The organism is Cochlodiniinecator piscidefendens (assembly GCF_011326755.1).
GTDB lineage: Bacteria > Pseudomonadota > Alphaproteobacteria > Rhodobacterales > Rhodobacteraceae > Cochlodiniinecator > Cochlodiniinecator piscidefendens.
In genome coordinates this window covers 338,599-365,276 of the sequence record NZ_JAAOIE010000002.1, presented here as the reverse complement: position 1 = coordinate 365,276, position 26,678 = coordinate 338,599, and the positions used below count along the sequence as shown (strand labels likewise).

Below are 26,678 nucleotides of genomic sequence, written 5' to 3'. Positions count from 1 at the left end.
TTGCCCCGGTTTTGGCCGGGGCATTTTTTTATGGGGTGATAATGCGCAGAAATGCGGTGTGCACAAAATGGCGAGCTTCTTCAAAGGGGTCTTCTTCGTGGCCGTCAAGAATGGCGCGGATTTGAACATCAAAATCTGCGTAATGTTGAGTGAGCGCCCAAATTGAAAATAGTAAATGGCGTGGATTTACTTTGGCAATTTTTCCGTCGTCCGACCACGTTTGCAAAATGGCAGACTTTTCATCGACCAGTGCTTTCAAGTCTTCAGAAATCGAAATGAACATGCGTGGCGCGCCTTGAACAATTTCGTTGGCAAAAAGCCGACTTTCACGCGGATAATCTTGGCTCATCTGCAGTTTACGATCCACATAGGACATCAGTTCAGTGATGGGGTCACCTTGGGGGTCAAGTGCACGCAGTGGGGCGATCCAAGTTTCCATTAGGCCGGAAAGCAATTCAATATGGATCGCTTCTTTTGAGGGGAAGTAATAAAGTAGGTTTGGTTTGGACAACCCGGATGATTTAGCGATCAGATCCAATGTCGCACCGCGAAAACCATGCTGGGAAAATATATCCAACGCGGCCTCCATGATGGCGGCGGTGTTTTTCATCTGGATGCGTGTGCGAGGGCGCTTTTTGTCCATTGGATCAGATGTCTGCCTGTATGTTCAAAGTTGATGCTAAAAAGCAGGTCTTTCTGACGAATTCAAGAATTCTAACACGAAAACCCGATCTGATAGAAAGTTGCCGCATATTTGTGACTCGAAATCCTTGACTGAATCTTACGCTCTGCTAGCGTGTTTCTGACCAATTGGTCAAAATGCGAAATATACCAAAGCCCGCACCTTTTGGGAGGCGCTGCCATGGTTTCGGTTGCTACTGTGTTGGCAATTCTGACATGACATTCCCGGTGTGTGTTTTGCCCGACACATAAAGAGGAAGTCATCATGTCTGCACCTGGCGAAAACCTGAAAATTAATGGTGAACGGCTTTGGGATAGCCTGATGGAGATGGCCAAAATTGGGCCGGGTATTGCCGGTGGCAACAACAGACAAACGCTGACGGACGAAGACGGTGAAGGGCGCGCATTGTTTCAGAAATGGTGTGAAGACGCTGGTTGTTCGATGGGGCTGGATCAGATGGGGAATATGTTTGCCCAACGCGATGGAACCGACCCCGAGGCATTGCCTGTGTATGTTGGGTCTCACTTAGATACTCAGCCCACTGGTGGTAAATACGATGGCGTTCTTGGTGTATTAGGTGGGCTGGAATTAATCCGTACTTTGAATGACTTAGGGATTGAAACCAAACATCCTATTGTTGTCACAAATTGGACGAACGAAGAGGGGACACGCTATGCACCAGCAATGTTATCCTCGGGTGTTTTCGCCGGAATGCACACGCAGGATTGGGCTTATGCCCGTGAAGATGCTGAGGGTAAATCATTTGGAGATGAATTAAAACGCATCGGCTGGCGTGGTGAAGAAGAGGTTGGCGCACGCAAAATGCATGCCTTTTTTGAATTGCATATCGAACAAGGACCAATCCTTGAGGCTGAAGGAAAAGACATTGGTGTTGTCACACATGGTCAGGGACTGAGCTGGACCCAAGTGACAATCCACGGCAAAGACAGCCATACAGGATCAACCCCAATGCCCATGCGCAAAAATGCCGGACTTGGCATGGCGCGCGTATTGGAAAAGGTCGAAGAAATCGCATGGTCCCATGCGCCTGACGCAGTGGGTGCCGCAGGGCATATCGATGTTTACCCCAATTCACGCAACGTGATTCCCGGAAAAGTTGTGTTTACCGTTGATTTTCGGTCTCCTGACCTTAGCGTGATCCAAGATATGGAAGCGCGCCTGAAGGTGGAGGGCCAGAAGATCGTTGATGACATGGGGATGCAGATCGAGTTTGAAAAAGTGGGAGGATTTGATCCGGTCACATTTGACGAAACCTGCGTAACCGCAGTGCGCAATGCGGCTGAACGTCTTGGGTATTCCCACCGCAATATCATTTCTGGCGCGGGGCATGACGCCTGTTGGATCAATCGCATGGCGCCAACCGCTATGGTGATGTGCCCCTGTGTAGATGGCCTTAGCCACAATGAAGCCGAAGAAATTAGCAAAGAATGGGCCACCGCAGGCGCAGATGTATTGTTGCACGCAGTTGTCGAAACCGCAGGGATCGAAGCCTGAAAAGGCCACAACGCATTGGGAGGAAAAAACATGACAACGAAAGTCATCAAAGGTGGGATGGTTTGTACGGCTGATCGCACGTGGAAAGCCGACGTTCTGATCGAAGGTGAGGTCATCAAGCAAATTGGTGAAGACCTGAAGGGTGATACATATATTGACGCCGAAGGCGCTTATGTCATCCCTGGTGGAATTGACCCACATACCCACTTGGAAATGCCCTTTATGGGAACAACCGCTGCGGAAACCTTTGAATCTGGCACATGGGCTGCGGCTGCTGGCGGTACAACGATGCTCGTTGATTTCTGTCTTCCGGGCGAAGACGGATCAATCAAGAACGCTATCAACGAATGGCATCGCAAATCGGCCCCACAAATCTGTGCTGATATTGGCTATCACATGGCGATTACGGGTTGGAATGAAAACGTGTTTTCCGAAATGGAAGACGCGGTGAAAATGGGGGTGAATTCCTTCAAACATTTCATGGCCTATAAAGGCGCGTTGATGATCGAAGACGATGAAATGTTTGCATCATTCAAGCGCTGTGCCGAACTTGGCGCATTGCCGATGGTTCACGCCGAAAACGGTGACCTCGTTGCGGAAATGCAGGCCAAGTATTTAGCCGAGGGTATTACAGGACCTGAAGGCCACGCCTATTCACGCCCCCCTGAATTTGAGGGCGAAGCCGCCAATCGGGCGATCACGATTGCTGATGCAGCCGGTGTACCGCTTTATATCGTGCATGTTTCCTGTGAGCAGGCGCATGAAGCGATCCGCCGTGCCCGCCAAAAAGGAATGCGCGTTTACGGTGAGCCGCTGATTCAATTCTTAACGCTCGATGACTCTGAGTATTTCAAAGGGGATTGGATGCATTCGGCACGCCGCGTGATGTCTCCGCCTTTCCGTAACAAAGAACATCAGCAAAGCCTCTGGGCCGGGTTGCAGTCGGGTTCACTTCAGGTGGTTGCGACAGACCACGCCGCGTTTACCTCTGAGCAAAAACTGATGGGCAAAGACAATTTTTGCCTCATCCCGAATGGATCTAACGGTTTAGAAGAACGGCTTGCGGTGCTGTGGACCGAAGGTGTCGAAACAGGTCGTTTGACGCCGAATGAGTTTGTCGCAGCAACCTCAACCAATGTAGCGAAGATCTTGAATATCTATCCGAAAAAAGGCGCAATTGTCGAAGGCGCGGATGCTGATATTGTGGTGTGGGATCCGAAAATCAGCAAAACCATTTCCCAATCCAATCACCATTCTGTTTTGGATTACAATGTGTTCGAAGGCTTCGATGTCAAAGCACAAAGTCGCTTTACCCTAAGTCGCGGTGAAGTCATCTGGGCGTGGGGGCAGAACAGCCAACCTCAGCCTGGTCGTGGTCGGTTTGTACCACGCCCTGCATTTCCTTCAGCGCACAAGGCGCTTAGCCAATGGAAGGCTTTAAATACACCACGCAAAATTGAGCGTGACCCGATGAATATCCCTGCTGGGATTTAACGAAACCCGCCCCGTAGACCTAACACGGGGCGCAGCCAACCGTTCAAAAGAAACGGATTTCTCTGGGCCCAACGAGGTCATTTCCTATGGGAGGAAAACATGAGTGACAGTACCGAAGTGGTGGACGGCGTCCATTACACGACATTAACCGGGATCGATGCCGATCTCTATAATGAAGACCAATTGCCCACCACGCGCGAACAGCGAACCTGGGATTGGGTTGCTATTGCCGCGCTTTGGGTGGGCATGGTCGTGTGTATTCCGACATACCTATTGGCATCTTATCTGATCGGTGCTGGGATGAGTTGGGATCAGGCGGTTATGACCATTCTTTTGGCCAACATAATCGTTCTTGTTCCGATGGTTTTGATCGGTCATGCGGGGACAAAATACGGTATCCCGTTCCCTGTTTTGCTACGTTCGTCCTTTGGCCCTGCTGGTGCCAAAATACCTGCTGTTGCGCGTGGTATCGTTGCGTGTGGCTGGTTCGGTATTCAGACGTGGGTTGGTGGATCAGCGATTTATGTGATCATCAATAAACTGACGGGCGGAGCGATTGACGGCGACGTTATTGGCTTCCTTGGGATCAATGGCGGTCAGTTCGTTTGCTTCCTCGCGTTTTGGGCGCTTCACCTTTATTTTATTAAGAACGGCACGGAGTCCATTCGTTGGTTAGAAACCTATGCTGCGCCATTTTTGTTAGCGATGGGGCTGGCTCTGTTGGCTTGGGCTTATGTCAATGCGGGCGGTTTTGGCGAAATGCTTTCGACGCCATCGCAGTTTGATGTGGGGCAGCCGAAAGAAGGACAGTTCTGGTCAACGTTTTGGCCAAGCCTAACGGGTATGGTTGGGTTTTGGGCAACTTTGGCTTTAAACATTCCTGACTTTACTCGCCACGCGAAAACCCAAAAAGATCAGTTCAAAGGTCAGGCGATTGGCTTGCCAATCCCGATGGCGTTGTTTGCGTTTATCGCTTCTGCGGTGACATCTGCGACGGTTGTGATCTTTGGTGCTCCAATCTGGGACCCAATCGCACTGACCGAACAAATGGGCGGTTTTTCGGTGGTGATCGCGCTGTTCGCGTTGATCGTCGCAACATTGACAACCAACCTTGCGGCAAACGTGGTTGCGCCTGCACACGGGTTTGCCAACCTTGCGCCAAGCAAAATCAACCTACGCCAAGGTGGATATATCACTGCAGCAATTGGTCTGGTGATGTTCCCTTGGATTTTGATCAATCATATCATTGGTTGGTTGCTGGCTTACTCCGCGTTGTTGGGCCCGATCGCGGGGATCATGCTCGCTGATTACTATTTGTTGCGTAAGCAGGAATTGGTTGTTGGTGATTTGTTCCGCCATAATGGGATTTACTCAGCGAGCAATGGCGTAAATTGGGCTGGCATGCTGGCGCTGATCATTGGCATTTTGCCGAACCTGCCCGGGTTCTTGAACGGCGTTGGTATCACCGAAAGCGTTTCACCGTTCTTTGGTATGATTTACACCTATGCATGGTTTGTTGGTTTGTTTGTTGCTGGTGCCGCTTATCTGGTTCTTGCCAAAGTTATGAACAAGTAAAACGGTCAAATACTTGTTCTGAAAAACACGGCCCTCGGGTCGTGTTTTTTATGTTTGATCTTGGTCAAAGCCCCTTAGATCAGATCGGAGTATGAAGCGAGTAGATGTCACCAGCTAAGGAAATTTGACATGAAATTTGCCCACCTTACCCGCATTGTTGCTTTGGTATTTGTTGCCTTCGCTGTTTTGGGATGCAGCCCATCATTTGGTGAATGTGAGGCAGAGGTCGAAGATCTAAGCACGATTACTGCGGCTGTGCCTGCAGTGTGCTGATGCCCATCAGAATAAAAAAACGGGCCGATGAACGGCCCGTTAGGTATCTGTAATAAATACAGATGGGGGAGTGTTTAGGAACGGTTCATGCGGTTGTCGATCAAATCATCAACGACACTCGGATCAGCAAGCGTCGATGTATCGCCAAGCGCGCCATAATCATTTTCAGCAATCTTACGCAAAATACGGCGCATGATTTTACCAGAGCGAGTCTTAGGTAATCCGGGGGCCCATTGAATGAGGTCGGGTTTTGCAATGGGGCCGATTTCAGTACGGACCCACTTTTCCAGCTCTTTGCGCAACTCGTCTGACGGGGATTGATCGTTCATCAATGTAACGTAGGCATAGATGCCTTGGCCTTTGATGTCGTGAGGATAGCCAACAACAGCCGCTTCGGCGACCTTAGGGTGGGCCACAAGTGCGCTTTCGACTTCGGCGGTCCCCATGCGGTGGCCAGAAACGTTGATAACATCGTCAACGCGACCTGTGATCCAGTAATAGCCATCAGCATCACGACGACAGCCGTCACCAGTAAAGTAATAGCCTTTGTAATCACTGAAATAGGTTTTTTCGAACCGTTCATGATCACCGTAAACCGTGCGCATCTGACCGGGCCAACTGTCGCGTATGCAAAGCACGCCTTCGGCTTCGGTTTCTGAGATTTCAGCGCCGGAGGTTGGGTCAAGGATGACTGGTGTGACACCAAAGAAGGGCAGGGTGCAAGAACCGGGCTTGGTCGCTGTTGCGCCTGGCAGTGGAGTCATCAAATGACCGCCTGTTTCCGTTTGCCACCATGTGTCAACGATCGGGCATTTACCTTTGCCAACAACATCATTGTACCAATTCCATGCTTCTGGATTGATAGGTTCGCCCACTGTACCAAGGATACGCATATCGGAAAGGTCACATTTTTCGACGAATTCAGGGCCTTGGGCCATCAATGCGCGAATGGCGGTTGGGGCGGTGTAGAATTGATTGACCTTGTGTTTTTCGCAGACTTCCCAGAACCGCGATGCGTCGGGATAGGTCGGCACACCTTCAAACATAATTGTTGTCGCGCCGTTGGCGAGTGGACCATAGACGATATAGCTGTGGCCCGTCACCCAACCGACATCGGCAGTACACCAGAAAATATCACCTTCTTTGTAGTCGAAAGTGTATTCATGGGTCATTGCCGCGTAAGTCAGATACCCACCTGAGGTATGCACCACCCCTTTGGGTTTGCCGGTAGAGCCTGAGGTATAGAGAATAAACAGCGGGTCTTCGGCATTCATTTCACGGGCTGGGCAGGTCGGGGAAACGGTTTCCATCATAGATGTGACGTCAACATCGCGCCCATCAATCCATGTGGTTTGACCGCCTGTGCGTTTCACAACAAGACAGCGAACCTTATCGCTGCAATGCAACAGCGCCGCATCCGCGTTTGACTTAAGCGCAGTCTTGCGCCCGCCACGTGGGGCTTCGTCTGCGGTGATAAGAACTTTGGCCTCGCAGTCGTTGATACGGTTTGCCAATGCATCGGGTGAGAAACCTGCAAAAACGATAGAGTGGATCGCGCCAATACGCGCGCAAGCCAACATGGCATAAGCGGCTTCGGGGATCATCGGCAGATAGATGATAACACGGTCACCAGCAACAACACCCTGTGACTTAAGCACATTCGCCATACGATTTACTTTGTCGTATAGCTCATTGTAGGTGATGTGAAGCGCTGGCTCGGTTGGTTCATCAGGTTCCCAAATGATAGCAGTTTGATCGCCACGAGTTGCCAGATGGCGATCAACGCAGTTTGCAGCGACATTTAGGGTGCCATCTTCGTACCATTTGATCGAAACGTTAGGGGCAAAAGAGACATCTTTGACTTTGGTGAATGGCTTGATCCAATCAAGCCGCTGGCCATGTTCACCCCAAAATGCTTCAGGGTCATTTACAGACGCTGCATACATCTCATCGTATTTCGCTTTGTCGGCGTGGGCGTTGGCCGCCATGTCAGCGGAGGGGGCATAGGTCGTGTCGGTCATTCTAATCTCTTTTCCCTTAATAATGCAGCCGGCTCCTCAGCGGTTGCATTGGCCGTCGTTAGATAGCCAGATATTCAGCGCGTAGTTCCGCGTTATCAAGCACCTCTTTTGCAGTGCCGTCAAAAACCACACCACCCGTATCTAGGATCACAGCCCGATCAGCAAGCTTAAGTGCACGTACTGCGTTCTGTTCTACGATAACGGTTGTAATGCCTTGAGCCTTGATGATGTTGAGTGTTTTTTCGATTTCATCAACAATCACGGGGGCTAAGCCTTCATAAGGTTCATCCAGCAATAGCACTTTGATATCGCGGGCAAGGGCACGCGCAATTGCCAACATTTGCTGTTCGCCACCCGAAAGTGTTACGCCCTCTTGTTTGCGGCGTTCGCGTAGGCGTGGGAAAAGATCGTACAAACGATCCAAGGACCATCCAACGGGTTCGGCAATTTGTGCCAATTGGAGGTTTTCCTCAACCGTAAGACCCGCGATGATTCTGCGGTCTTCGGGGACAAGCCCCATACCTGATGCCGCAGCTTCATAGCTTTTCATTTTGTGAAGAGGCTGGTGATCCAGCCAAATTTCGCCGTGGGTTAGTGCGGGATCATCTAGTCGTGCGATAGCACGCAATGTTGAGGTTTTTCCTGCGCCATTGCGTCCGAGAAGTGCGAGAATTTCGCCTTCGTGGACGTTAAAGCTAACCCCCTGAACGATATAGCTTTCGCCGTAATATGCGTGCAGGTCCCAAACTGAGAAATAGGCGGGGGCGTTGGCCGCGTGATTTGAATTTGTGTTCATTGTTACGTCCCTTAACCGTGTGACTCGCCCAAATACGCTTCGCGTACTTTTGGGTGGCCTTTGATGTTGTCTGGGGTGTCTTCGACCAGTGGGGTCCCTTGGGCGAGAACGGTGATCCGTTCCGCCAAAGAAAACACCACGTGCATGTCGTGTTCAATAATCGCAATGGTGATGTCGCGTTTGTCTTTGATTTCTTTCAACAGATCAATTGTGTTGTTGGTGTCAGCGCGTGCCATGCCAGCGGTGGGTTCATCCAAAAGCAAAAGTTTTGGATCCTGAACCAAGCACATCGCCATTTCCAACCGACGTTTATCACCACGCGAGAGTGAAGCTGCAGTCATATGCAGTTTGTCCTGCATATTTACATCCTCAAGCATTACCTGCGCTTTTTCGACGACATCCTTTTCTTGTGCGATGGTTTCAAACGCATGCAGGCGAAACGCGCCATCACGTTTGGCAAAGCACGGGATCAGCATGTTTTCAAACACGGTGAGATCGCCAAAAACCTCAGGTGTTTGAAAAACCCGCGAAATACCCATTTGGCAGATTTCATGCGGTTTGCGCCCTAAAACAGATTGGCCATCAAACATAACGCTGCCAGTGTCCGGGATCAGTTTTCCGATCAAACAGTTCAGCAATGTTGATTTACCCGCCCCGTTTGGCCCGATGATCGCATGGACGGAGTTTTCGCCCACACTTAGATTTACGTCCCCAAGCGCTTGCAAACCACCAAATCGTTTACCGACGCCTTTGACTTCAAGAATACCCATTGTTCGTATCCTCCTTATTCAGCCACATGCGGCGTTTGTTTCGGATGGTGCTCTGGGTCGAGGTTGTCATCATCAGAGCGTTTGCGTTTGAAAAGGGCCGCGATGCGCTGTCCGCCTTCGATCAAGCCGCCAGGCAAGAACACAACAACCAGCATGAACAAGATACCAAGCGTCAGGTGCCAGCCTTTGCCAACGAAGGGATGGACAAGAACAACCAGAAGATCCTCTAGCCCATCGGGCATAAAGCTAAACCAGCCATGTAGAACCGTGTCGTTGATCTTTGAGAAGATGTTTTCAAAGTACTTGATAAAGCCAGCGCCCAGTACCGGACCCATCAGGGTTCCCGCGCCGCCAAGGATGGTCATCAAGACAACTTCGCCTGAGGCAGTCCATTGCATACGCTCCGCACCAGCAAGTGGATCCATTGAGGCAAGTAGGCCGCCAGCCAAACCCGCATACATCCCAGAAATCACAAAAGCAGCAAGCGTATAGGGGCGAGAGTTCAGGCCAGTGTAATTCATCCGTTGCTGATTGGATTTTACCGCACGCAGCATCATACCAAACGGGGAACGGAAAATTCGCAAGCTCAGATAAAAGGCGAGGATCGCGATGATGGCGCAGAAGTAGTAGCCAACATTAAATGTCCAAACCCGACCTAGAACTTCGATCTGAGTGGAAGAGTTCATCGCCAGACCAAAGATATTGGTCACAGGAAGCGACCCAGAGTTATTTACGCCATCCAAAATGCGCGGATCGTCCAACGCCAGCTGCAAACCTGTTTCACCGTTGGTGATCGGCGTTAGAACTGAGTAGGCGAGGTTGAAGCTCATCTGCGCAAAAGCAAGTGTCAGAATGGAGAAGTAGATACCGGAACGGCGCAAGCTGACATAGCCAATGAGTAAGGCAAATACGCCAGACGTTGCCACAGCAAGTAAAATGCCGGGTATGACATTCATGCTGAGCAGTTTGAACATCCAAACTGCTGAATAGGAACCGACACCTAGAAACGCAGCGTGACCAAAGGATAGGTATCCGGTGAGGCCAAAGAGGATGTTAAATCCGATGGCAAAGATGCCAAAGATCGCAAAACGCTGCATCAAGTCAGGATAACCAGCATTGAACTGGGCTAGGCCTGTGCCTTCGGCAAATGGTTGCAGGATGATCGGTGTGAACATGGTCAACGCCACGACGATCAGCAGGAATTTGGTGTCTTTTTTGTTGAGACCCAGCATAGTTTAGTCCTCCATCACGCCTTTGCGACCCATCAAGCCACGCGGACGCGTCAGCAGAATGAGAATGGCCACAAGGTAGATAATGATTTGGTCGATTCCTGGAAAAATCGCCTTTACTTCGTTCATGGATGAGATGCTTTCGAGAATGCCAAGCATAAAGCCAGCCAGAACAGCACCGGGCAGTGATCCCATGCCGCCGACAACAACAACGACAAAACTAAGAACCAGAAAATCCATACCCATGTGATAATTTGGTGAATTGATTGGCGCATACATTACGCCGGCTAACCCTGCGACTGCGGCAGCGATGCCAAACATAATGGTAAAGCGGCGGTCGATGTTAATGCCAAGTAATCCAACCGTTTCGCGGTCTGCCATCCCAGCCCGCACAACCATACCAAAGGTCGTAAACTGTAAGAAGGCAAAGACAGCGCCGATAATTGTGACCGAGAAGAAGAAGTAAACCAGACGCCAGTACGGGTACGCGATGGCATAGGGGTCAAATCCTAGCAGCACACCAAAATCAAATGATCCACGGAATACGTCTGGGGCAGGGGTTGGAATTGGGTTTGCGCCAAAAAAGTATTTAACGATCTCTTGCAGCACAATCGCCAAGCCGAAGGTGACCAAAATCTGGTCCGCATGGGGGCGTTTGTAAAAATGCTTGATCAAACCGCGCTCCATGATGAAGCCGATGGTGATCATTACGGGAATGGCAAAGAAAATCGCCAAAGGCACCGACCAATCAATGATCGCCATGCCGACGTCAGGGCCAAACCATGCTTCGACGTAGGGTGTTTCAACCTTCAGCGGGTTTCCTAGAAAATCCGTTCTGCTTTCGTCGATGGTTTCAAAGCTAAGGGAAAGAATGCGTTGCAGCGTCACCGCGCAAAACGCACCAATCATGAAAAGCGCACCATGTGCGAAGTTCACAACGCCCAACGTGCCAAAAATAAGTGTAAGCCCCAACGCAATAAGCGCATAGGCAGAGCCCTTATCGAGCCCATTGAGGATTTGTAGAAGGATCGCGTCCATCGGTCCACCCAGTCAGTTTAAGTTGGTGGGGAGCAGGCAAAGGCCCAAGGGGAGCGCTTTGCCTGCAGAGGCTGACAGCGCGGGCAGCGCTGTCAGTACAGGGGGAATTAACCGCCGTTACATTCGCCCAATGCGCCACCGGCAAACATTGGGTGATCTGCTGCGTATTCAACTTGGGCACGTGGGGTAACTTCCACAACTTCCAAAAGGTCGAATTCGTTTTCTGGGTTTTCTTTACCGCGCACGACCAGAACGTCTTTGAAGCACTGGTGATCATCTGCACGGTAATGCGTTGGACCATTGCCCAAACCGTCAAAGTCAAATCCTTCGAGAGCCTCTGCAACAGCGCAAGGGTGGAAGGACCCAGCACGCTGAACTGCATCAGCATAAAGAAGTGTCTGACAGTAAACGGTGTGCGCTGCCTGTGATGGAGGGAAGCCGTATTTTGTACCGAATGAACGTACGAAGGCTTGTGAACCTGCATCTTGCAAGGACCAGTGCCAGTTGGTTGAACCAAGAATGCCTGCAACGTTCGCACCAGCACCGCGCGCCATGAGGCGTGAGTAAAGCGGAACAACGATTTCGAACTGTTTGTCGTTAACGATACGATCACGCAAGCCAAACTGAACAGCGTTGGTCAGAGAGTTGACCATGTTACCGCCGTAGTGGTTCAGAACCAGAACGTCAGCGCCAGAGTTCAGGACAGGTGCGATATAGGATGAGAAATCAGTTGAAGCGAGCGGTGTGCGCACCTTATCAACAGTGTTCCAACCCAATGCTTCAGTCGCAGCTGCGATGGATTCTTCTTGTGTCCAACCCCAAGTATAGTCAGCGGTTAGGTGATAAGCGTTCCGGTCAGTGCCGTAACGGTCGGCCAGCACAGGCGCAAGCGCCGCAGCAGACATGTAACCATTAAAGAAGTGACGGAAACCGTTAGCTTTTTTGTCTTTACCTGTTGTGTCATTAGAGTGGGTCAAACCCGCCATAAAGATCACGCCAGCTTCTTGGCACAAACCTTGAACCGCGATTGCAACGCCAGAAGAAGACCCTCCGGTGATCATCACTGCTTCGTCTTTTTCGATCATGGAACGTGCAGAGGCGCGCGCCGCGTCAGATTTTGTTTGGGTGTCGCCGGTTACGAACTGAACTTGCTTGCCCAAGATACCTGCGCCGTTGAGCGCTTGGGATGAGAACGTCGACATCATGCCGCCGTCACCGCCACCATTCAGGTGCTCTACAGCGAGTTCATAGGCGCGCAGCTCATCCGCGCCCTCATCAGCATATGCGCCGGTTTGCGGCACGTTAAAGCCAAGCGTAACTGTGCTGCCGGTTGGTTCGTTGGTGAACGCAGCAGCGGATGACGCTGTGAAAATAGTCGGTACGGCCAGACCGGCGCTCGCTATGGCACCCGTTTTCAGCAGACCGCGACGTGTCGGATTAGAAGTGGACATGAATTCCTCCCTTTGGTGATTGGTGTGTTCACGCCTCCCCGCGCAACACACATACTCTTTACAGAGCTTCGTTAGTATCATCGTCGGTTGGAAAATTTTTCAACAAGTACTTTTAATTAAAAGATATTTTTGTAAAATGAATTACGAGGTTCGCTGTAGTTTTGTAAATTCATTTTCTCGCAACTGCAGAAACCTATTGTATTGATGGAGAAATTCATGACTTCGCATGTGTTGGTCGGAAGCCGTATTCGTGATCGTCGATCTGCTTTGGGGATAAAGCAGTCTGATTTGGCGCGTGATGTTGGTATCTCGCCATCTTATCTCAATTTAATTGAGCACAATCGCCGCAGAATCGCGGGAAAATTGCTGAGCGATCTGGCGCGTGCTCTTGGGGTTGAGGTCGCGCTTTTGTCAGAGGGTGTTGAGGCGCAGCTTTTGGTATCATTGCGCGATGCGGCTTCTATGCAGTCCATCGAAACAGAGGCCGTGGAATTGGACCGTCTTGAGGAATTTGTTGGGCGGTTTCCGGGGTGGGCCAGTTTATTGGCCGGGCGCCATAAAAACGGGGTCGCACTAGAGCAAACTGTTGAGGCTTTGACGGATCGGCTGTCGCATGACCCTATTTTGTCAGAGGCCCTGCACGAAGTATTGTCAAAGGTGACGTCGATCCGCTCGACCTCTTCCATTTTGGCGCAGTCTGATGAAATTGATCCCCAGTGGCAAAGACGGTTTCAAACGAATTTATTTGAAGACGCAGAATTACTGTCCAAAGGCGCACAAGCCTTGGTGTCTTATTTGGACGGTGCTCAGGAAGGAGGGGTGGTTGCGACCTCTGCGCAAGAGGAGCTGGACGGTTTTTGGGCGCGGCATGATTATTATCTGCCTCTGCTTGAAACCCCATATGCGGGCGATGAACAGATAGAACAATTGATCGCAGGTTGTGGATTTGGGCTTCCGGCGTCGCGTATTATGCTGAACCGCCAGTTACAAGAATACCTAGAAGATGCGCGTGCTTTGCCAGAAATATCGCTTGTGACGGTCGCTGAACAACTGGAGTGGGATCCGCTGAAGCTGGCGAACCGGTTTAAGGTAAGTATGCTGCAAGTGATGCGCCGCTTGGCTTGCATTCCTGAAGTTGTGACCAAACAACCAATAGGACGCGTAACTTGCGACGGTACTGGGGGAGTGACGTTTCGAAAAGAAATGGACAGTTTTGCCATTCCTCAATTTGGGGCGACCTGTCCCTTATGGCCCTTGTATCAGGCAATGACACGGCCAGGAACGCCGGTGAGAACATTCATTTTTCAGTCGGGCCGGGCAAAGCAAAACTTGACGGCTTATGCATATGCTGAGCAGAAATACCCTGAAGGCTTTGACGGTGCCCCGGTGCTGGAGGCACAGATGATCGTCTTTCCAGCAAATGGTGTTCAGGATGAAACTGTTTCTGAAGTGGGGGCAAACTGTAGGATTTGCGCGCGGCGCGCATGTGTCGCACGGCGGGAACCGTCAATTCTTTCGGACGCGTTTTGACAGAAGAACATAAGCTGTGACTATATAGGGCAACCAAGCGCTAGGGGACGTAATGGCCAAGACTGTCTTATTAATTGAAGACGAACCGAATATCAGGGAAGCAATTCGGTTTATTCTATCTCGGGAGGGGTGGAATGTCGAAACGCATTCTGATGGGCAAACTGCTTTTGAGCGCACAAAAGAGGTGCGGCCTGATGTGGTTATTTTGGATGTGATGTTACCCAATCGGAGTGGCTATGAGATTTTGCAGGATTTGCGTGGATTTACAGAGACGGAAACATTGCCAATTCTTATGCTGACCGCGCGCGGTCAGACCAAAGATCGCGAACTTGCTGAGCGTTTTGGCGCAAGCCGTTTTATGACAAAGCCATTTTCAAATACTGAAGTGTTGGAAAGTGTGCGTGAATTGGTAGGATCGTGAACCGGAACCGGCAACTCCCCTTTTTGGAAAAGCGTAATTATGTGCGCCGCCGCGCCGAGGATGCCGCGCGTCTGCTTCCGTTTTTGGGGGGGATATTACTTTTACTTCCAATTTTGCGAAATCCGATTGCTACCCCTGAGCATGAAACCGGAGCGGGCGTTTTATATGTTTTCGCTGTTTGGGTTATGCTGATCGTTATTGCCGCGCGCATTTCCTTTGCTTTGTCGGATCGACAAACCGATGAGAAAGGCCGTAAACCCCACGAGAAAGAACACGAATGATCGGTTTCAATGCGTTGATCATCGTCAGTGTAATCTACGTTATTTTCCTATTTGCAATCGCATTTTTTGCGGATCAACAGGCCGCGCGAGGGCGACTGGGGTGGTTGCAGTCTCCGATCGTCTATACGCTTTCGTTGTCGATCTACTGTACTGCTTGGACGTTTTATGGCGCCGTAGGGTATGCAGCGCGATCTGGACTTGAATTTGTAACGATATACCTTGGTCCGACATTAATTATGATCGGGTGGTGGGGCATTGTGCGAAAATTGGTGCGCATTGGCCGTACTCAACGTATCACGTCGATTGCCGATTTGATTTCTTCGCGCTTCGGAAAGTCAAATTTATTGGGTGTCTTGGTGACGCTATTAGCTGTGATTGGGTCTACGCCATATATTGCGCTGCAACTACAATCGGTCACGCTGTCTTATGCGGTGTTTGCAAATGAGAGCGGCACAGGAACAGAGGCGATTGATCTGAATTCAACGGCGTTCTGGATCGCTGTTGGGCTCATTTTGTTTACGGTGTTGTTTGGAACGCGAAACCTCGACGCAAATGAACGGCACCATGGCGTTGTCACCGCAATTGCGTTCGAAGCTGTGGTTAAGCTTGTCGCGCTATTGGCTGTTGGGGTGTTTGTTGTTTGGGGCGTGGCAAATGGGCCGAGCGATATTTTAGCGCGCATTGATGCCTCTCCTATTGCGGAATGGGATTTACGGCCAGGGCGCTGGGCGGGGCTTATCTTTTTATCTGCAGCAGCCTTTTTGTCTTTGCCACGGATGTTTCAGGTGATGGTCGTCGAAAACGCAGATGAGCGCGCAGTGGCAACGGCGTCTTGGGCGTTTCCTTTGTATCTGATGTTAATGAGCTTGTTTGTTGTTCCAATCGCCGTAGTTGGGCTGGAGCTGATGCCAAAGGGGGCAAATCCTGATCTATTTGTTCTGACAATCCCTTTGTCGATGGGGCAGGATAAGCTTGCTTTGCTTAGCTTTTTGGGTGGGTTTTCCTCAGCAACCTCGATGGTGATCGTTGCTGCGATTGCTTTGTCAACGATGGTTTCCAATCACATTGTGATGCCGATTTGGCTGGCTGTAACTTCAAAAGGCGCAACGGTGTCGGGGGACGTGCGCCAAGTTGTCCTGATTGCGCGGCGTTGTTCGATTGCCGCTGTATTGGGATTGGGGTACGCTTATTTTCATTACTCGGGTGGGGGCAGCGCCCTAGCAGCAATTGGGCTTATTTCGTTTACTGGGGTATCGCAGGTGTTACCGGCGCTGCTAGGGGCGATTTTTTGGCGTCGCGCCACGCGCCATGGGGCTGCGTTAGGCTTAATCGTTGGGTTTGTCGTGTGGTGCTACACCTTGTTTTTGCCATCAATTGGCGGCGCAACGCTCATTTCACCTGAGATGCTGGAACACGGGCCATTTGGTATTGGTTGGTTGCGACCGCAGGCTTTGTTTGGTGTTGTTGGGCTTGATCCGGTTATTCATGCAGTTGTTTGGAGCATGCTTTTAAATTCATTGGTATTTTGCACGGTGTCCCTGATGACGTTCCCTAATCCGCTGGAGCGTCTTCAGGGGATGCAATTTGTCAATGTCTTTGAGCACAGCGCAAACGCGCGTGGATGGTCAGGAAACGCAGCAGGCGCCGAGGATCTGCTGGTTATGTCTCAGCGTATCCTAGGGCCCAATCAGGCGCAAAGGCTGTTTCAAACCATCGCGCAAAAACAAGGTAAGGCGGGTCTGCTTCCCGATCCTTCAGTGGATTTTCTGGAGCAATTGGAGCGCGAGCTTGCAGGATCGGTTGGTGCGGCAACAGCACACGCGATGGTGGCGCAAATCACGGGGGGCGCTAGTGTTTCTGTAGAGGATTTGATGGCGGTTGCAGATGAGACAGCCCAAATTATGGAATACTCCAGTAAACTTGAAGAAAAGACTGATGAATTGGAGCGCACAGCACGTCAATTAGGGGAAGTGAATACGAAACTGACCGAACTTTCGGTTCAAAAGGATGCGTTTCTGGGGCAGATCAGCCATGAATTGCGCACGCCAATGACATCTATTCGCGCCTTTTCTGAAATACTCCGGGATGTCCAGGACATGACCCCGGATGAACAGCGGCATCATGCTTCGATCATTCACGATGAAGCATTGCGCCTGACTCGGTTGCTTGATGACTTACTGGATCTCAATGTTTTGGAAAACGGACAGGTCGCGTTAAACATTGAGCAAACAAACCTGTACGATGTCATTGAGCGCAGTCTCGCAGCGGCCCTGTCTGCAGTAGAAAGTGAAACACTTTCTGTTGTTAGATCGATTGATCAAGAGCAAATTATGATCGCCACCGATGGTGATCGATTAGCGCAGGTGTTTATCAATCTGATTAACAATGCCAGAAAATATTGCGATCACGCGGAGCCTAAATTGGAGGTACAAGTCTGCCTTAGGGAAAACTGTGTTGAAATCGATTTCCGCGACAATGGAACAGGGATTTCTCAAGCAGATCAAAATTTGATTTTTGAAAAGTTTTCGCGTTTGACTGACCATCATTCGGCTGGTGGGGCAGGGCTTGGGTTGGCTATTTGTCGTGAAATTATGACCAATTTAAAGGGTTCAATTGACTATTTGCCGGGGCAAAACGGTGCGGCGTTTCGCGTGAAATTACCTCTAAAATGATCGATTTGGTAAACGAATTTTAAACCATATCCAAGGATTGTTAAGCGGTAGGAACTAGGGCGCGATAGAATGGGCGTTGGAATCGAACAGTCAGTCTTAAAAAAAATCGCTGAAGCGAGTAAGCCGACGAAAAGTGCTGTACCGCTGCAGGTGGATTCTGTGTTGCGATTGGCTATTGCCAAGGCGGCGGAACGTGCATTGAAACTACCAGTTTCAGTCACGGGTTTTGATAAGTGTATCGTCAGCTTACCCTCGCTGATGGAGCAGCTGCCCGAAGATGGGATTTTGATTTTGCTGCGCTCCGACGATGGTCGGCAGGGCATTTTCGCATTAGATTTTCAGTGCTTGGCGAGCATTCTTGAAGTGCAAACAACGGGGCAGGTGAAAGAAGAGGTCGCTGAGGCACGTAAAACAACGGCGATTGATGCGGCGATGTGTGAAAGCTTCATAAATATGATTTTTACGCTTCTTTCTTCCACGCTAGAGGGGCTGGCGTCTGGATCGTGGTTGCCAGGATTTGTTTATGTGGGGCCGTTTGAAAGCTTACGTAAGATTGGGTTGGTTTTGGATGATTTGCCTTACCGAAATTATACGGTAGGGCTCGATCTGGCTCTGGGCGCTAAAAAGGGAAATATCCAAATTGCGCTTCCTGCTGCGGAACGGATTGAGGAAGTTCTAGACATGGGCGGTGCAGATTGGTCTGTGTCGCTTCAGAGTGCGGTATTGAAAAGCGAAGCGCAATTGCAGGCTGTGCTGCATCGTCAGGACATGACGGTTTCGCAAGTGTCGCAGTTACAGGTGGGCGACCTTGTGATGGTTCCTCAGTCATCGGTTACATCGATTTCTATTCAAGACCCGGCAGGCACAACTTTGGGGATTGGAAAGCTTGGACAGAGTCAAGGTAACCGTGCGATTCGTATGCAGGTAAGTTGGGCGCCAAACCCTGCTGACGAGTAGATAGTTAAAGAGACCATTCTAAAATTTGCGCTGAATCAAAGATTTTTTCGCGATGTGAGGGTATTCTGTTAGAATAAAGGCGGATTAGCCTTAAACGCTTAGCTTTATTGTTTTGAGCGCGAGCTGATGCCCCTACTGAAACCATCAGAGAGGAAAAGAAAATGCCATTTGAAGATATGAAGGCCGCAGCTCTGGTATTGCTTGACGAAATTATGTCTCGTCCAGAAAACTCATTTATTCTGCAAGAGCAATTGCGTGAGAAGATCGCCGAATTTCGCAATTTGGGGTTGCCTGTTCCGGGCGATCTTAGCTTGTTTGAAAAGCGTCTGGAAGAGGACGAAGCCGAAGCGTTATTTGACAATATGCCTGTTTGAAATGGTATCCGCAGGGTAGTCAGCGCGCAATTAACCCATTGTTAGCTGAGAAAAATACCAACCACGACAAGCATTAGGCCAAACATGGAAAGCAGTAATGCGCCTAAATTCAAGGCTACAGCTTTTTGGAGCTTTGCGCGCAGTGCGTCGTCGTCCAATCCAGATTTTTTGGCCTTTGCCACAAAAATGATGCATAAAACCAAACCTGCCAACCCAATGACCGAGATCGCAGCGCCGCCCCAGATGAGTAGTTCCATGATGCATCCTTTCGTTTACAAAGTGCCCCGCGCCTAAACTATGTCTTTGTCACAGGCAAGACCCTTGAAGGTTTGCGATGGGGGCGTTAATCAGGTTTCTACATCAAAAATGAGGCAGGCCCATGAATGATTTTTCTCCTGATAGCAGCTACCGCGTAACGGCAGATGAACTTCGTCAATTTATCGAACGTATTGAACGCCTTGATGCTGAAAAGAAAGACCTCGCTGAGCAGCAGAAAGAGGTCATGGCAGAAGCGAAAGGGCGGGGTTATGACACTAAGGTTATGCGGAAGGTGATCGCCCTTCGTAAACGCGAACCCAATGATATTGCTGAAGAAGAAGCGGTTCTTGATATGTATAAAGAAGCGCTTGGCATGCAATAAGGATTAAGGCGTGATGAATGTCACGCCTTCCATGCCTTGGATGCGATCAAGATCCCATTCATAATTTGTCGTGAGGGTGTCGATCAGGTCATCCGTCCAACCCGGCAGATCAATTTCTATTTGAGTGCTGTCTTCTTTTTCGAATTTTTCGAGAAAAGCGGTCAGAATTTTTTGAAATTGCGTGTGCGATTTGGGCGGGTGTGATTTCAGATAGGCCTCAAGACGGTTTTTTCCTTCGGGTGTGATAACATCATGTATCATATCCAAAGATCCATCAAATATCTTTGCTTGCGACAGCCCCGACAAAGATTGCAAAAGACGTGGCCATAATACCGGCGTGTCTTCGTTTGCCCAGACAACCAATTTTGCACCGGGTACCAAAGATTTCATGCGTGCCGTTAGCTCCGACCAATGCAAATCAACGGGATCGGTGTTTTGCATGAAAGTTGCGAAATCCTTTGCGTTGGATGCAGCAAAAACTGTTGGGATGAAAATTGCTGGATTGCATGTTGCGATGTGAATTTCGACTTCGTTGCTCGGCGCTAACTGTGCCAACAGCGGAAGACGTTTATCCGCCAAAGCATAGAATTTTTGTTGGGCAAAAACGCGATCAGGAATGCAGATGAAATGCTCCCCTGAAAGGATGACGCGGCTAACATGGTCCTCCTGTACGATCGAACGAAAAAGAGTTTCAGCAGTTTCATGTGTTGGGGTTTCGTTCGCTGCTGACGCAAGTGTTTCGCGAATTTGCTGCCGGTAGCGGCTGGGACCGGGCACTGCAACGCCATGAGATTGCAGCATTTGTTTGTTTTTTAAGAGTGATTTGATCAGTCGATCATCGTCGGTTGCGTGGGCACCGATATGGTAAGCGATTTGCATGGAATATTACCCTGTAGAATTGTCGCTACTATACGGGGTTTTCTGGACAGCGAAACCGCTTTCGGTTAATGCGCAGTTATGACTGAGCAAAAGACTAACCTAATGCGACATTTTTCGCGCCGCCAACTTCCAAGCTTTTGGTCGCTTGGCGCTGTTTTTATTGCAGCGTTGGTTCTTTTGCCAATTCTTGCAGTTGTTTGGATTGCATTCCACCCGACTGATAATATTTGGCCGCATCTACTAAGCACAACTTTACCAAGGTATTTTGAAAACACATTAGTATTAATGGTGACGGTGGGGGCATTGTCGGCTGCTGTAGGGACAGGGGCAGCATGGTTGATGGTCATGTACCGTTTTCCCGGCGCGGTTTGGCTCGAATGGTTGTTGTTGTTGCCGTTGGCTGTGCCTGCGTATGTCGGTGCATATGCGTTGGTTGATTTTTGGGAATATGCCGGGCCGGTTCAGACGTTTTTGCGGGACATGTTTGGTTGGCAGACATCACGGGATTACTGGTTTCCTGACATCCGGTCGCGTGGTGGCGCAATCGTTGTTATGTCTGGTGCGTTGTACCCTTATGTCTATTTATTGGCGCGAGCGGCGTTTCGCGAACAATCTGGCGCGTCTTTTGAAGTGGCGCAAGCGTTAGGCGCTGGACCTATTGCGCGTTTCTTGCGGGTGGGTTTGCCGCTTGCTCGGCCTGCGATTGCTGCGGGTGTTGCTATTGTAATGATGGAAACCGTAGCAGATTTCGGCACGGTTGAGTTTTTTGGTGTCCAAACTTTAACGACCGGGATTTTCACAACTTGGTTAGAACGCAATAACGCGGGCGGGGCCGCGCAGATTGCCGGGATCATGTTGATTTTGGTGCTTGCCCTCGTTGCGTTTGAAAAGATTAGCCGTAAGAAAAATCGCTACCACACCTCGGCACGCCAACAACGTCCCGTTTCGGCCACTTCTTTGACGGGTTGGGCTGGATGGGGTGCGTTTGCGCTGTGTTTCATTCCATTCCTCATCGGCTTTATAATGCCTGTCGGGGTGATCGGATGGCATGCAATCGTAAACTCTGATCGATGGGTTGATCCCGACTTATTTCGTGCGTTGAGCAACACAGTCTTGGTTGGGGCCTCAGCAGCGAGCGTTACGGTTATTGCAGCATTGTTTATGGTCTATGGTGTTCGCCTCACGGGTCGAAAATTGCCTCGTTTGTTATTGCCATTTACAACAATTGGCTACGCCGCACCGGGCGCTGTTTTGGCGGTTGGTATTTTGATCCCGGTCGCCGCGCTGGACCATATCATTGCGGACTTTATCGAAGGCACAACAGGTTGGGACCCGGGTTTATTGCTTACTGGATCAGCTTTTGCTTTGGTTTATGCCTATAGTGTTCGCTTTTTCGCCATTGCGCAGGGGGCTGCAGATTCTTCGTTGGGGCGGATTTCTCCGAGCCTTCCAATGGCGGCGCGTTCATTGGGGCGCACTGAATGGGGAACCTTACGCGCGGTACACGTGCCCTTGATCCGAGGGTCAGTTGCAACGTCGTTGCTGTTGGTTTTCGTTGATTGCGTTAAAGAGCTCCCGGCAACGTTGCTATTGAGGCCATTTAATTTCAACACCTTATCAACACGTGTCTATGAGCACGCGTCGCTTGAAAACTTAGAAGACGCTTCGCCAGCGGCGCTTTTGGTGATTGGGGTTGGACTGTGTGCGGTTTTGATTTTGGCGCGCTCCAGTCGTCGAATTTGACATGCGCTAACATAAGGTTTCGTTACTTTGGGGCCTTCGGAAACTATATTTCAACTGGAAATGCACATTAACTCTGTATAGATACGGGCCAGCGATCACGTTGGGGGAACTTCGTTGCTTGATCTTATTTCTATGCGTGCCGATCTTGCCGCATCTTACGACTTGTCACCATCCGTAGCCAAAGCCGAAAACAACAAAGACATCTATGCAAAGATGGACCGTGTTGTTCCGCCTGAAGATTGGGCCATGTTCGCCCCCTATGTCGAGGCGATCAATAAGCTTAAGAAAGAACGCAACGCCGTCATTCTTGCGCATAACTATATGACGCCAGAAATTTACCATGGGATTGCGGATTTCGTTGGCGACAGCCTTCAGCTTGCTATCAAGGCAACTGAGGTCGAGGCCGATGTCATTGTGCAGTGCGGTGTGCATTTTATGGCGGAAACATCTAAAATCCTCAGCCCTGATAAAATTGTCCTGATGCCGGATATGGAGGCAGGCTGTTCGCTTGCTGAATCGATCACCGCTGAAGGTGTCGAAGAAATGCGCGCAAAATACCCGGGCGCGCCTGTGGTTTCCTATGTAAACACAACGGCTGAAGTCAAAGCAGCCTCTGACATTTGCTGCACATCAGCCAATGCGGTGCAGATCGTAGACGCGATGGAAAGCGACACTGTCATCATGACGCCAGATCAGTTCTTGGCGCAGAATGTGGCCAATGAATCCACGAAAAACGTTGTGTTTTGGCCAGGCTCTTGCATCGTGCATGAACTTTATACTGCCGAAGATTTGCGTGCATATCGTGATTTTGATCCAGAAGTGAAAATCATCGCGCACCCTGAATGTACGCCGGATGTAGTTGCTGAGGCGGATTTCACCGGATCAACTTCGGGCATCGTGGGTTGGATTCATGAACACAAACCCGCCAAGGCAATGTTGGTGACGGAATGTTCCATGGCGTCAAATATCGCCGATGAGCTGCCCGAAGTTGAGTTCGCAAAGCCCTGCAATATGTGCCCGTATATGAAGAAAATCACGCTGGAGAAAATCCTTTATTCTTTACACACGATGTCGGGCGCCGTTGAAGTCGATCCATCCGTCGCTGAAAAAGCGCGGCTTTCGGTTGAGCGCATGATTGATTTAAGCCGCAAATTGGGTCTCTGAGGAACAACGGGTGCAAGACAGTATTTCAACTGAGCGTGTTGTTATTGTTGGCGCTGGTCTTGCCGCGCTTTATGCCGCGCTTGATCTTGCGCCGCGCCCAGTTGTTGTGATTTCACCAGAACCATTGGGACAAGGGGCCAGTTCTGTTTGGGCTCAAGGCGGCGTTGCGGCCGCGATGGGCAAAGGCGACACACCGAAATCCCATGCTGATGATACCACAAGTGCCGGGGCAGGGACGGTTATTGCTGAGGTAGCTGAACATGTTACCAAATTAGCCCGCGAACATATTCTTGAGCTTACCGAACTTGGTACGCCTTTTGATCGCACAAAATCCGGTGGCTATGTCCTAAGCCGTGAAGCAGCCCATAGTGTTGCGCGTGTTGTTCGGGTGAAGGGGGATCAGGCAGGACGCCAGATCATGGAAACCCTGATAGACGAAGTGCATGAAACGCCTTCGATTCAATTGCTTGAGGGAATGCTGGCAACCAAACTGGAAACAGAAGGCGACAGCGTTATCGGGGTTTGGGTCGCGGGGGTCGGTGATCCGGAAACAGCGCCTGTTTTATTGCGTGCGCCGGCGGTGTTGCTTGCCGGTGGTGGGTCAGGGGGGCTGTTTGCCCATACGACCAATCCGCCACGTATTCGCGGTCAGGTTATTGGCATGGCTGCGCGCGCGGGTGCTAAAATCGCAGATGCGGAGTTTGTGCAATTTCATCCGACTGCCATTGATAGCGGCGAAGATCCCGCGCCACTTGCGACCGAAGCGTTGCGTGGTGAAGGCGCGATTTTGATAAATGCCGCCGGCGAACGATTTATGACATCGATTCACCCGGATGCTGAACTTGCGCCGCGTGATATTGTTGCACGCGCTATTTTTGCCCAATCTCAAGCAAATAAACGGCCCATGCTCGATACACGCGCGGCCCTCGGGGCTGAGGTGAATACGCTATACCCTGCCGTGGCAGAAGCCTGTGCACGGGCTGGCATTGATCCGGTCGCTGACCCCATCCCTGTCGCGGTTGCTGCACATTATCATATGGGCGGTGTCGACACCGACCTACGTGGTCGCGCCAGTTTGAAAAACCTTTGGGTTTGCGGAGAAGCCAGTTCAACCGGCCTTCACGGGGCGAACAGGCTTGCGTCAAACGGGTTACTAGAGGCGCTTGTTTACGCTCGAATTTGTGCTGAAAACATCTCAGATCACTTAGGTGATATTACTTACGTTGATCGGGTCGCGATTGGGGCATTGTCCGCGGGTGCTGCTGTGGATGAAGTGCTTGTTTCTAAACTTCGGGGCTTGATGAATGATCATGTTGGGGTGTTGCGTACCGAAAGCGGGTTAAAGCAAGCGCTCGTTGGTATCGCTGAACTCGAAGAAAAAGGCCAAAGCAGTTCAACATTTCTGAATATGACCACCACTGCCACGCTTATTGCCGCTGGTGCGTTGCAGCGCGAAGAATCCCGAGGCGGACATTATCGTACCGATTACCCCGAGGCGCGCGTGGAATTTGAACACCGTAGCGAAACCACATTTGCCGAAGCCTTCGCCTTGCGCACAAAAATAGTAGAAGAATTCAAATGACCGTTGATATCCCCCGTTTACCTGATCTGATCTTGGAACCTCTGGTGCGCAACGCATTATTTGAGGATCTAGGGCAATACGGAGATGTGACCACCCGTGCCGTTATTCCGGCAAGTGTCCAGTACGAGGCGCGGATAAATGCACGTGAGGCTGGTGTGGTTTCCGGAATGCAGATTGCCGAGATCGCGTTTCGACTGGTCGATCCTGCGTTGCAAATACGTACAGTTTTACGGGACGGGCAGCCCTGCAATCCCGGTGATGCGCTGATGGAAATCAATGGCTCTGCTGCATCAATTCTATCGGCTGAGCGTGTCGCATTGAACTTTGCTGGGCGTTTGACCGGTATTGCGACGCTGACATCAAAATTCGCGGCCCAAACGGCAGGTACCAAAACGCGTGTGACCTGTACTCGTAAAACGACACCGGGCTTGCGAATTGTGGAAAAGCAGGCGGTGTTACATGGCGGTGGGTATAACCACCGTTACAGCCTTTCTGATGCGATCATGATCAAAGATAACCACATCGCGGCGGCGGGGGGCATTGCTGCGGTTCTGAACGCAGCGCGTGCGTCAGCATCGCACATGATGCGGGTTGAGATAGAAGTCGATACTCTGGAACAATTGTCCGAGGTGTTGGAAACGGTCGGTGCAGATGTTGTTCTTTTTGACAATATGGACACAGACACGCTGCGCGAAGCCGTGGGCATGACGGCGGGTCGTATGATCACTGAGGCTTCAGGTAATATGAAATTGGATCGTATCGCCGAAGTTTGCACGACTGGCGTTGATTACATATCCTCGGGCGCATTGACACATTCGGCGCAGACACTCGACCTTGGGTTGGATTTCTGAAACCTTTTGGCTCAAAGCCTCGCTTTGCTTCACAAACAAGTTATCTCGCGAAATTTATTGCAAAAACCTATGCGAAAATTAGGGAACGTGGTGTCATAAGCACATCATGTTTGATGCAAGAATCAGAACCTATATTGATCCGCCTTTGAACCGTATCGGTGCGGTGATCGCAGCACGCGGAATTACGGCAAATCAGATGACTGGGTTTGGCCTGATCTTAGGGCTGGTTTCGGCTGCGCTTATCGCGTGTGGGTTGCCTGCATTGGCGCTTATCCCGCTTTTGTTTAGTCGCGTTGCCGATGGCTTAGACGGCGCTGTTGCGCGGGCATCGACGCGGACTGACTTTGGTGGATATTTCGATATCGTCGCTGATTTCCTGTTCTACGGCGCAGTTCCAATGGCGTTTGTCTGGATGAACCCAAGCCTGAATGGGGCTGCAGGCGCGTTTTTGTTGACCAGTTTTTATTTCAATGGCGCGAGCTTTCTCGGCTACGCTATTCTTGCAGAAAAACACAAAATGCAAACAGAGAAACGCGGTTTGAAATCTTTGTATTTCACCGGTGGATTGCTGGAGGGGGCTGAAACAATAGGGTTTTTCGTAGCGCTGTGCGTTTTCCCCAATTGGTTTGTGCCTTTGGCTTGGGGCTTTGGCACCTTATGCTTTGTGACCGCAACATCCCGCGTTTTACTCGCACACCGCGTCTTTGGCGCTATAACGACATCAACAACGAAGGAGTGAT

The 26,678-nt window shown here is 50.4% G+C and carries 25 protein-coding genes; 16 read left to right on the top strand and 9 right to left on the bottom strand.

All coding sequences use genetic code 11. From position 1 onward, the window contains the following. Nucleotides 1–28: 28 nt before the first annotated feature. On the bottom strand, nt 29–643 hold the full coding sequence (locus G9C99_RS06475) for a TetR family transcriptional regulator C-terminal domain-containing protein (protein ID WP_166416633.1): 615 nt from the start codon (nt 641–643) through the stop codon (nt 29–31). A gap of 303 nt (nt 644–946) precedes the next feature. Between G9C99_RS06475 and G9C99_RS06470 the strand changes: the two genes are divergently transcribed. The 4 genes from G9C99_RS06470 to G9C99_RS06455 all read left to right on the top strand — a co-directional run bounded on the left by G9C99_RS06470 (nt 947) and on the right by G9C99_RS06455 (nt 5,539). Next, nucleotides 947–2,197, top strand: coding sequence for a Zn-dependent hydrolase (locus G9C99_RS06470; RefSeq protein ID WP_166416632.1), 1,251 nt, complete (start codon nt 947–949; stop codon nt 2,195–2,197). A gap of 30 nt (nt 2,198–2,227) precedes the next feature. Beyond that, entirely contained in the window at nt 2,228–3,691 is a 1,464-nt protein-coding gene (gene hydA, locus G9C99_RS06465) for a dihydropyrimidinase (RefSeq protein ID WP_166416631.1), read from the top strand. Between the two features lie 99 nt (nt 3,692–3,790). Continuing rightward, nucleotides 3,791–5,266: an NCS1 family nucleobase:cation symporter-1 gene (locus G9C99_RS06460; RefSeq protein WP_166416630.1), complete on the top strand. Its 1,476-nt coding sequence runs from the start codon at nt 3,791–3,793 to the stop codon at nt 5,264–5,266. 129 nt (nt 5,267–5,395) lie between these two features. Beyond that, nucleotides 5,396–5,539 carry a hypothetical protein gene (locus tag G9C99_RS06455; RefSeq protein ID WP_166416629.1) on the top strand — a complete coding sequence of 48 codons (144 nt, stop codon included), beginning with the start codon at nt 5,396–5,398 and terminating at the stop codon, nt 5,537–5,539. Nucleotides 5,540–5,613: 74 nt separating this feature from the next. Here the strand turns inward: G9C99_RS06455 and acs are convergent, their stop codons facing one another. The 6 genes from acs to G9C99_RS06425 all read right to left on the bottom strand — a co-directional run bounded on the left by acs (nt 5,614) and on the right by G9C99_RS06425 (nt 12,844). Next, entirely contained in the window at nt 5,614–7,560 is a 1,947-nt protein-coding gene (gene acs, locus G9C99_RS06450) for an acetate--CoA ligase (RefSeq protein WP_166416628.1), read from the bottom strand. Nucleotides 7,561–7,618: 58 nt separating this feature from the next. Next, on the bottom strand, nt 7,619–8,356 hold the full coding sequence (locus G9C99_RS06445; RefSeq protein ID WP_166416627.1) for an ABC transporter ATP-binding protein: 738 nt from the start codon (nt 8,354–8,356) through the stop codon (nt 7,619–7,621). 11 nt (nt 8,357–8,367) lie between these two features. Further along, nucleotides 8,368–9,126: an ABC transporter ATP-binding protein gene (locus G9C99_RS06440; protein ID WP_166416626.1), complete on the bottom strand. Its 759-nt coding sequence runs from the start codon at nt 9,124–9,126 to the stop codon at nt 8,368–8,370. Between the two features lie 14 nt (nt 9,127–9,140). Further along, nucleotides 9,141–10,358, bottom strand: coding sequence for a branched-chain amino acid ABC transporter permease (locus G9C99_RS06435; RefSeq protein WP_166416625.1), 1,218 nt, complete (start codon nt 10,356–10,358; stop codon nt 9,141–9,143). Nucleotides 10,359–10,361: 3 nt separating this feature from the next. Beyond that, nucleotides 10,362–11,393 carry a branched-chain amino acid ABC transporter permease gene (locus G9C99_RS06430; protein ID WP_166416624.1) on the bottom strand — a complete coding sequence of 344 codons (1,032 nt, stop codon included), beginning with the start codon at nt 11,391–11,393 and terminating at the stop codon, nt 10,362–10,364. A 107-nt stretch (nt 11,394–11,500) separates the two neighbouring features. Then, nucleotides 11,501–12,844: a substrate-binding protein gene (locus G9C99_RS06425; RefSeq protein ID WP_166416623.1), complete on the bottom strand. Its 1,344-nt coding sequence runs from the start codon at nt 12,842–12,844 to the stop codon at nt 11,501–11,503. Nucleotides 12,845–13,060: 216 nt separating this feature from the next. On the opposite strand from G9C99_RS06425, the gene G9C99_RS06420 reads away from it, so the two are divergent. The 6 genes from G9C99_RS06420 (at nt 13,061) to G9C99_RS06395 (ending at nt 19,079) form a co-directional block, all read left to right on the top strand. Further along, a complete protein-coding gene (locus G9C99_RS06420; RefSeq protein ID WP_166416622.1) occupies nt 13,061–14,374 on the top strand; it encodes a helix-turn-helix domain-containing protein in 1,314 nt (437 codons plus the stop codon). Nucleotides 14,375–14,426: 52 nt separating this feature from the next. Next, on the top strand, nt 14,427–14,795 hold the full coding sequence (locus G9C99_RS06415) for a response regulator transcription factor (protein ID WP_166416621.1): 369 nt from the start codon (nt 14,427–14,429) through the stop codon (nt 14,793–14,795). After that, nucleotides 14,792–15,076: a hypothetical protein gene (locus tag G9C99_RS06410; RefSeq protein WP_166416620.1), complete on the top strand. Its 285-nt coding sequence runs from the start codon at nt 14,792–14,794 to the stop codon at nt 15,074–15,076. The genes G9C99_RS06415 and G9C99_RS06410 overlap by 4 nt, the downstream gene beginning before the upstream one ends. After that, nucleotides 15,073–17,748: a sensor histidine kinase gene (locus tag G9C99_RS06405; protein WP_168713262.1), complete on the top strand. Its 2,676-nt coding sequence runs from the start codon at nt 15,073–15,075 to the stop codon at nt 17,746–17,748. The genes G9C99_RS06410 and G9C99_RS06405 overlap by 4 nt, the downstream gene beginning before the upstream one ends. Before the next feature lie 69 nt (nt 17,749–17,817). Next, nucleotides 17,818–18,705, top strand: a complete 888-nt coding sequence (locus G9C99_RS06400) for a FliM/FliN family flagellar motor switch protein (RefSeq protein ID WP_166416619.1) — start codon at nt 17,818–17,820, stop codon at nt 18,703–18,705. A 161-nt stretch (nt 18,706–18,866) separates the two neighbouring features. Beyond that, nucleotides 18,867–19,079 carry a hypothetical protein gene (locus tag G9C99_RS06395; RefSeq protein WP_166416618.1) on the top strand — a complete coding sequence of 71 codons (213 nt, stop codon included), beginning with the start codon at nt 18,867–18,869 and terminating at the stop codon, nt 19,077–19,079. 41 nt (nt 19,080–19,120) lie between these two features. On the opposite strand, the gene G9C99_RS06390 is transcribed toward G9C99_RS06395, so the two are convergent. Next, entirely contained in the window at nt 19,121–19,336 is a 216-nt protein-coding gene (locus tag G9C99_RS06390; protein WP_168713261.1) for a hypothetical protein, read from the bottom strand. A gap of 122 nt (nt 19,337–19,458) precedes the next feature. On the opposite strand from G9C99_RS06390, the gene G9C99_RS06385 reads away from it, so the two are divergent. Then, nucleotides 19,459–19,719, top strand: coding sequence for a DUF2312 domain-containing protein (locus tag G9C99_RS06385; protein WP_166416617.1), 261 nt, complete (start codon nt 19,459–19,461; stop codon nt 19,717–19,719). A 3-nt stretch (nt 19,720–19,722) separates the two neighbouring features. On the opposite strand, the gene G9C99_RS06380 is transcribed toward G9C99_RS06385, so the two are convergent. Then, nucleotides 19,723–20,598 carry a hypothetical protein gene (locus G9C99_RS06380; protein WP_166416616.1) on the bottom strand — a complete coding sequence of 292 codons (876 nt, stop codon included), beginning with the start codon at nt 20,596–20,598 and terminating at the stop codon, nt 19,723–19,725. A gap of 102 nt (nt 20,599–20,700) precedes the next feature. Here G9C99_RS06380 and G9C99_RS06375 point away from each other — a divergent pair, with 102 nt between their 5' ends. The 5 genes from G9C99_RS06375 (at nt 20,701) to G9C99_RS06355 (ending at nt 26,677) form a co-directional block, all read left to right on the top strand. Further along, nucleotides 20,701–22,341 (top strand): ABC transporter permease, encoded by a 1,641-nt coding sequence (locus G9C99_RS06375; RefSeq protein WP_231704000.1) that lies wholly within the window; start codon nt 20,701–20,703, stop codon nt 22,339–22,341. A gap of 114 nt (nt 22,342–22,455) precedes the next feature. Next, nucleotides 22,456–23,505, top strand: coding sequence for a quinolinate synthase NadA (gene nadA, locus G9C99_RS06370; protein ID WP_166416614.1), 1,050 nt, complete (start codon nt 22,456–22,458; stop codon nt 23,503–23,505). Nucleotides 23,506–23,515: 10 nt separating this feature from the next. Continuing rightward, on the top strand, nt 23,516–25,087 hold the full coding sequence (locus G9C99_RS06365) for an L-aspartate oxidase (RefSeq protein ID WP_331459978.1): 1,572 nt from the start codon (nt 23,516–23,518) through the stop codon (nt 25,085–25,087). Continuing rightward, nucleotides 25,084–25,938 carry a carboxylating nicotinate-nucleotide diphosphorylase gene (gene nadC, locus G9C99_RS06360; RefSeq protein WP_166416613.1) on the top strand — a complete coding sequence of 285 codons (855 nt, stop codon included), beginning with the start codon at nt 25,084–25,086 and terminating at the stop codon, nt 25,936–25,938. The genes G9C99_RS06365 and nadC overlap by 4 nt, the downstream gene beginning before the upstream one ends. 106 nt (nt 25,939–26,044) lie before the next feature. Then, nucleotides 26,045–26,677, top strand: a complete 633-nt coding sequence (locus G9C99_RS06355; protein ID WP_166416612.1) for a CDP-alcohol phosphatidyltransferase family protein — start codon at nt 26,045–26,047, stop codon at nt 26,675–26,677. The last annotated feature ends 1 nt before the right edge of the window (nt 26,678 follow it).

What these genes read in the sequence shown, in the direction of transcription:
- G9C99_RS06475 (WP_166416633.1), bottom strand. Translation starts at nt 643, where the DNA reads ATGGACAAAAAGCGCCCTCGCACACGCATCCAGATGAAAAACACCGCC.
- G9C99_RS06470 (WP_166416632.1), top strand. Translation starts at nt 947, where the DNA reads ATGTCTGCACCTGGCGAAAACCTGAAAATTAATGGTGAACGGCTTTGG.
- hydA (WP_166416631.1), top strand. Translation starts at nt 2,228, where the DNA reads ATGACAACGAAAGTCATCAAAGGTGGGATGGTTTGTACGGCTGATCGC.
- G9C99_RS06460 (WP_166416630.1), top strand. Translation starts at nt 3,791, where the DNA reads ATGAGTGACAGTACCGAAGTGGTGGACGGCGTCCATTACACGACATTA.
- G9C99_RS06455 (WP_166416629.1), top strand. Translation starts at nt 5,396, where the DNA reads ATGAAATTTGCCCACCTTACCCGCATTGTTGCTTTGGTATTTGTTGCC.
- acs (WP_166416628.1), bottom strand. Translation starts at nt 7,560, where the DNA reads ATGACCGACACGACCTATGCCCCCTCCGCTGACATGGCGGCCAACGCC.
- G9C99_RS06445 (WP_166416627.1), bottom strand. Translation starts at nt 8,356, where the DNA reads ATGAACACAAATTCAAATCACGCGGCCAACGCCCCCGCCTATTTCTCA.
- G9C99_RS06440 (WP_166416626.1), bottom strand. Translation starts at nt 9,126, where the DNA reads ATGGGTATTCTTGAAGTCAAAGGCGTCGGTAAACGATTTGGTGGTTTG.
- G9C99_RS06435 (WP_166416625.1), bottom strand. Translation starts at nt 10,358, where the DNA reads ATGCTGGGTCTCAACAAAAAAGACACCAAATTCCTGCTGATCGTCGTG.
- G9C99_RS06430 (WP_166416624.1), bottom strand. Translation starts at nt 11,393, where the DNA reads ATGGACGCGATCCTTCTACAAATCCTCAATGGGCTCGATAAGGGCTCT.
- G9C99_RS06425 (WP_166416623.1), bottom strand. Translation starts at nt 12,844, where the DNA reads ATGTCCACTTCTAATCCGACACGTCGCGGTCTGCTGAAAACGGGTGCC.
- G9C99_RS06420 (WP_166416622.1), top strand. Translation starts at nt 13,061, where the DNA reads ATGACTTCGCATGTGTTGGTCGGAAGCCGTATTCGTGATCGTCGATCT.
- G9C99_RS06415 (WP_166416621.1), top strand. Translation starts at nt 14,427, where the DNA reads ATGGCCAAGACTGTCTTATTAATTGAAGACGAACCGAATATCAGGGAA.
- G9C99_RS06405 (WP_168713262.1), top strand. Translation starts at nt 15,073, where the DNA reads ATGATCGGTTTCAATGCGTTGATCATCGTCAGTGTAATCTACGTTATT.
- G9C99_RS06400 (WP_166416619.1), top strand. Translation starts at nt 17,818, where the DNA reads ATGGGCGTTGGAATCGAACAGTCAGTCTTAAAAAAAATCGCTGAAGCG.
- G9C99_RS06395 (WP_166416618.1), top strand. Translation starts at nt 18,867, where the DNA reads ATGCCATTTGAAGATATGAAGGCCGCAGCTCTGGTATTGCTTGACGAA.
- G9C99_RS06390 (WP_168713261.1), bottom strand. Translation starts at nt 19,336, where the DNA reads ATGGAACTACTCATCTGGGGCGGCGCTGCGATCTCGGTCATTGGGTTG.
- G9C99_RS06385 (WP_166416617.1), top strand. Translation starts at nt 19,459, where the DNA reads ATGAATGATTTTTCTCCTGATAGCAGCTACCGCGTAACGGCAGATGAA.
- G9C99_RS06380 (WP_166416616.1), bottom strand. Translation starts at nt 20,598, where the DNA reads ATGCAAATCGCTTACCATATCGGTGCCCACGCAACCGACGATGATCGA.
- G9C99_RS06375 (WP_231704000.1), top strand. Translation starts at nt 20,701, where the DNA reads ATGCGACATTTTTCGCGCCGCCAACTTCCAAGCTTTTGGTCGCTTGGC.
- nadC (WP_166416613.1), top strand. Translation starts at nt 25,084, where the DNA reads ATGACCGTTGATATCCCCCGTTTACCTGATCTGATCTTGGAACCTCTG.
- G9C99_RS06355 (WP_166416612.1), top strand. Translation starts at nt 26,045, where the DNA reads ATGTTTGATGCAAGAATCAGAACCTATATTGATCCGCCTTTGAACCGT.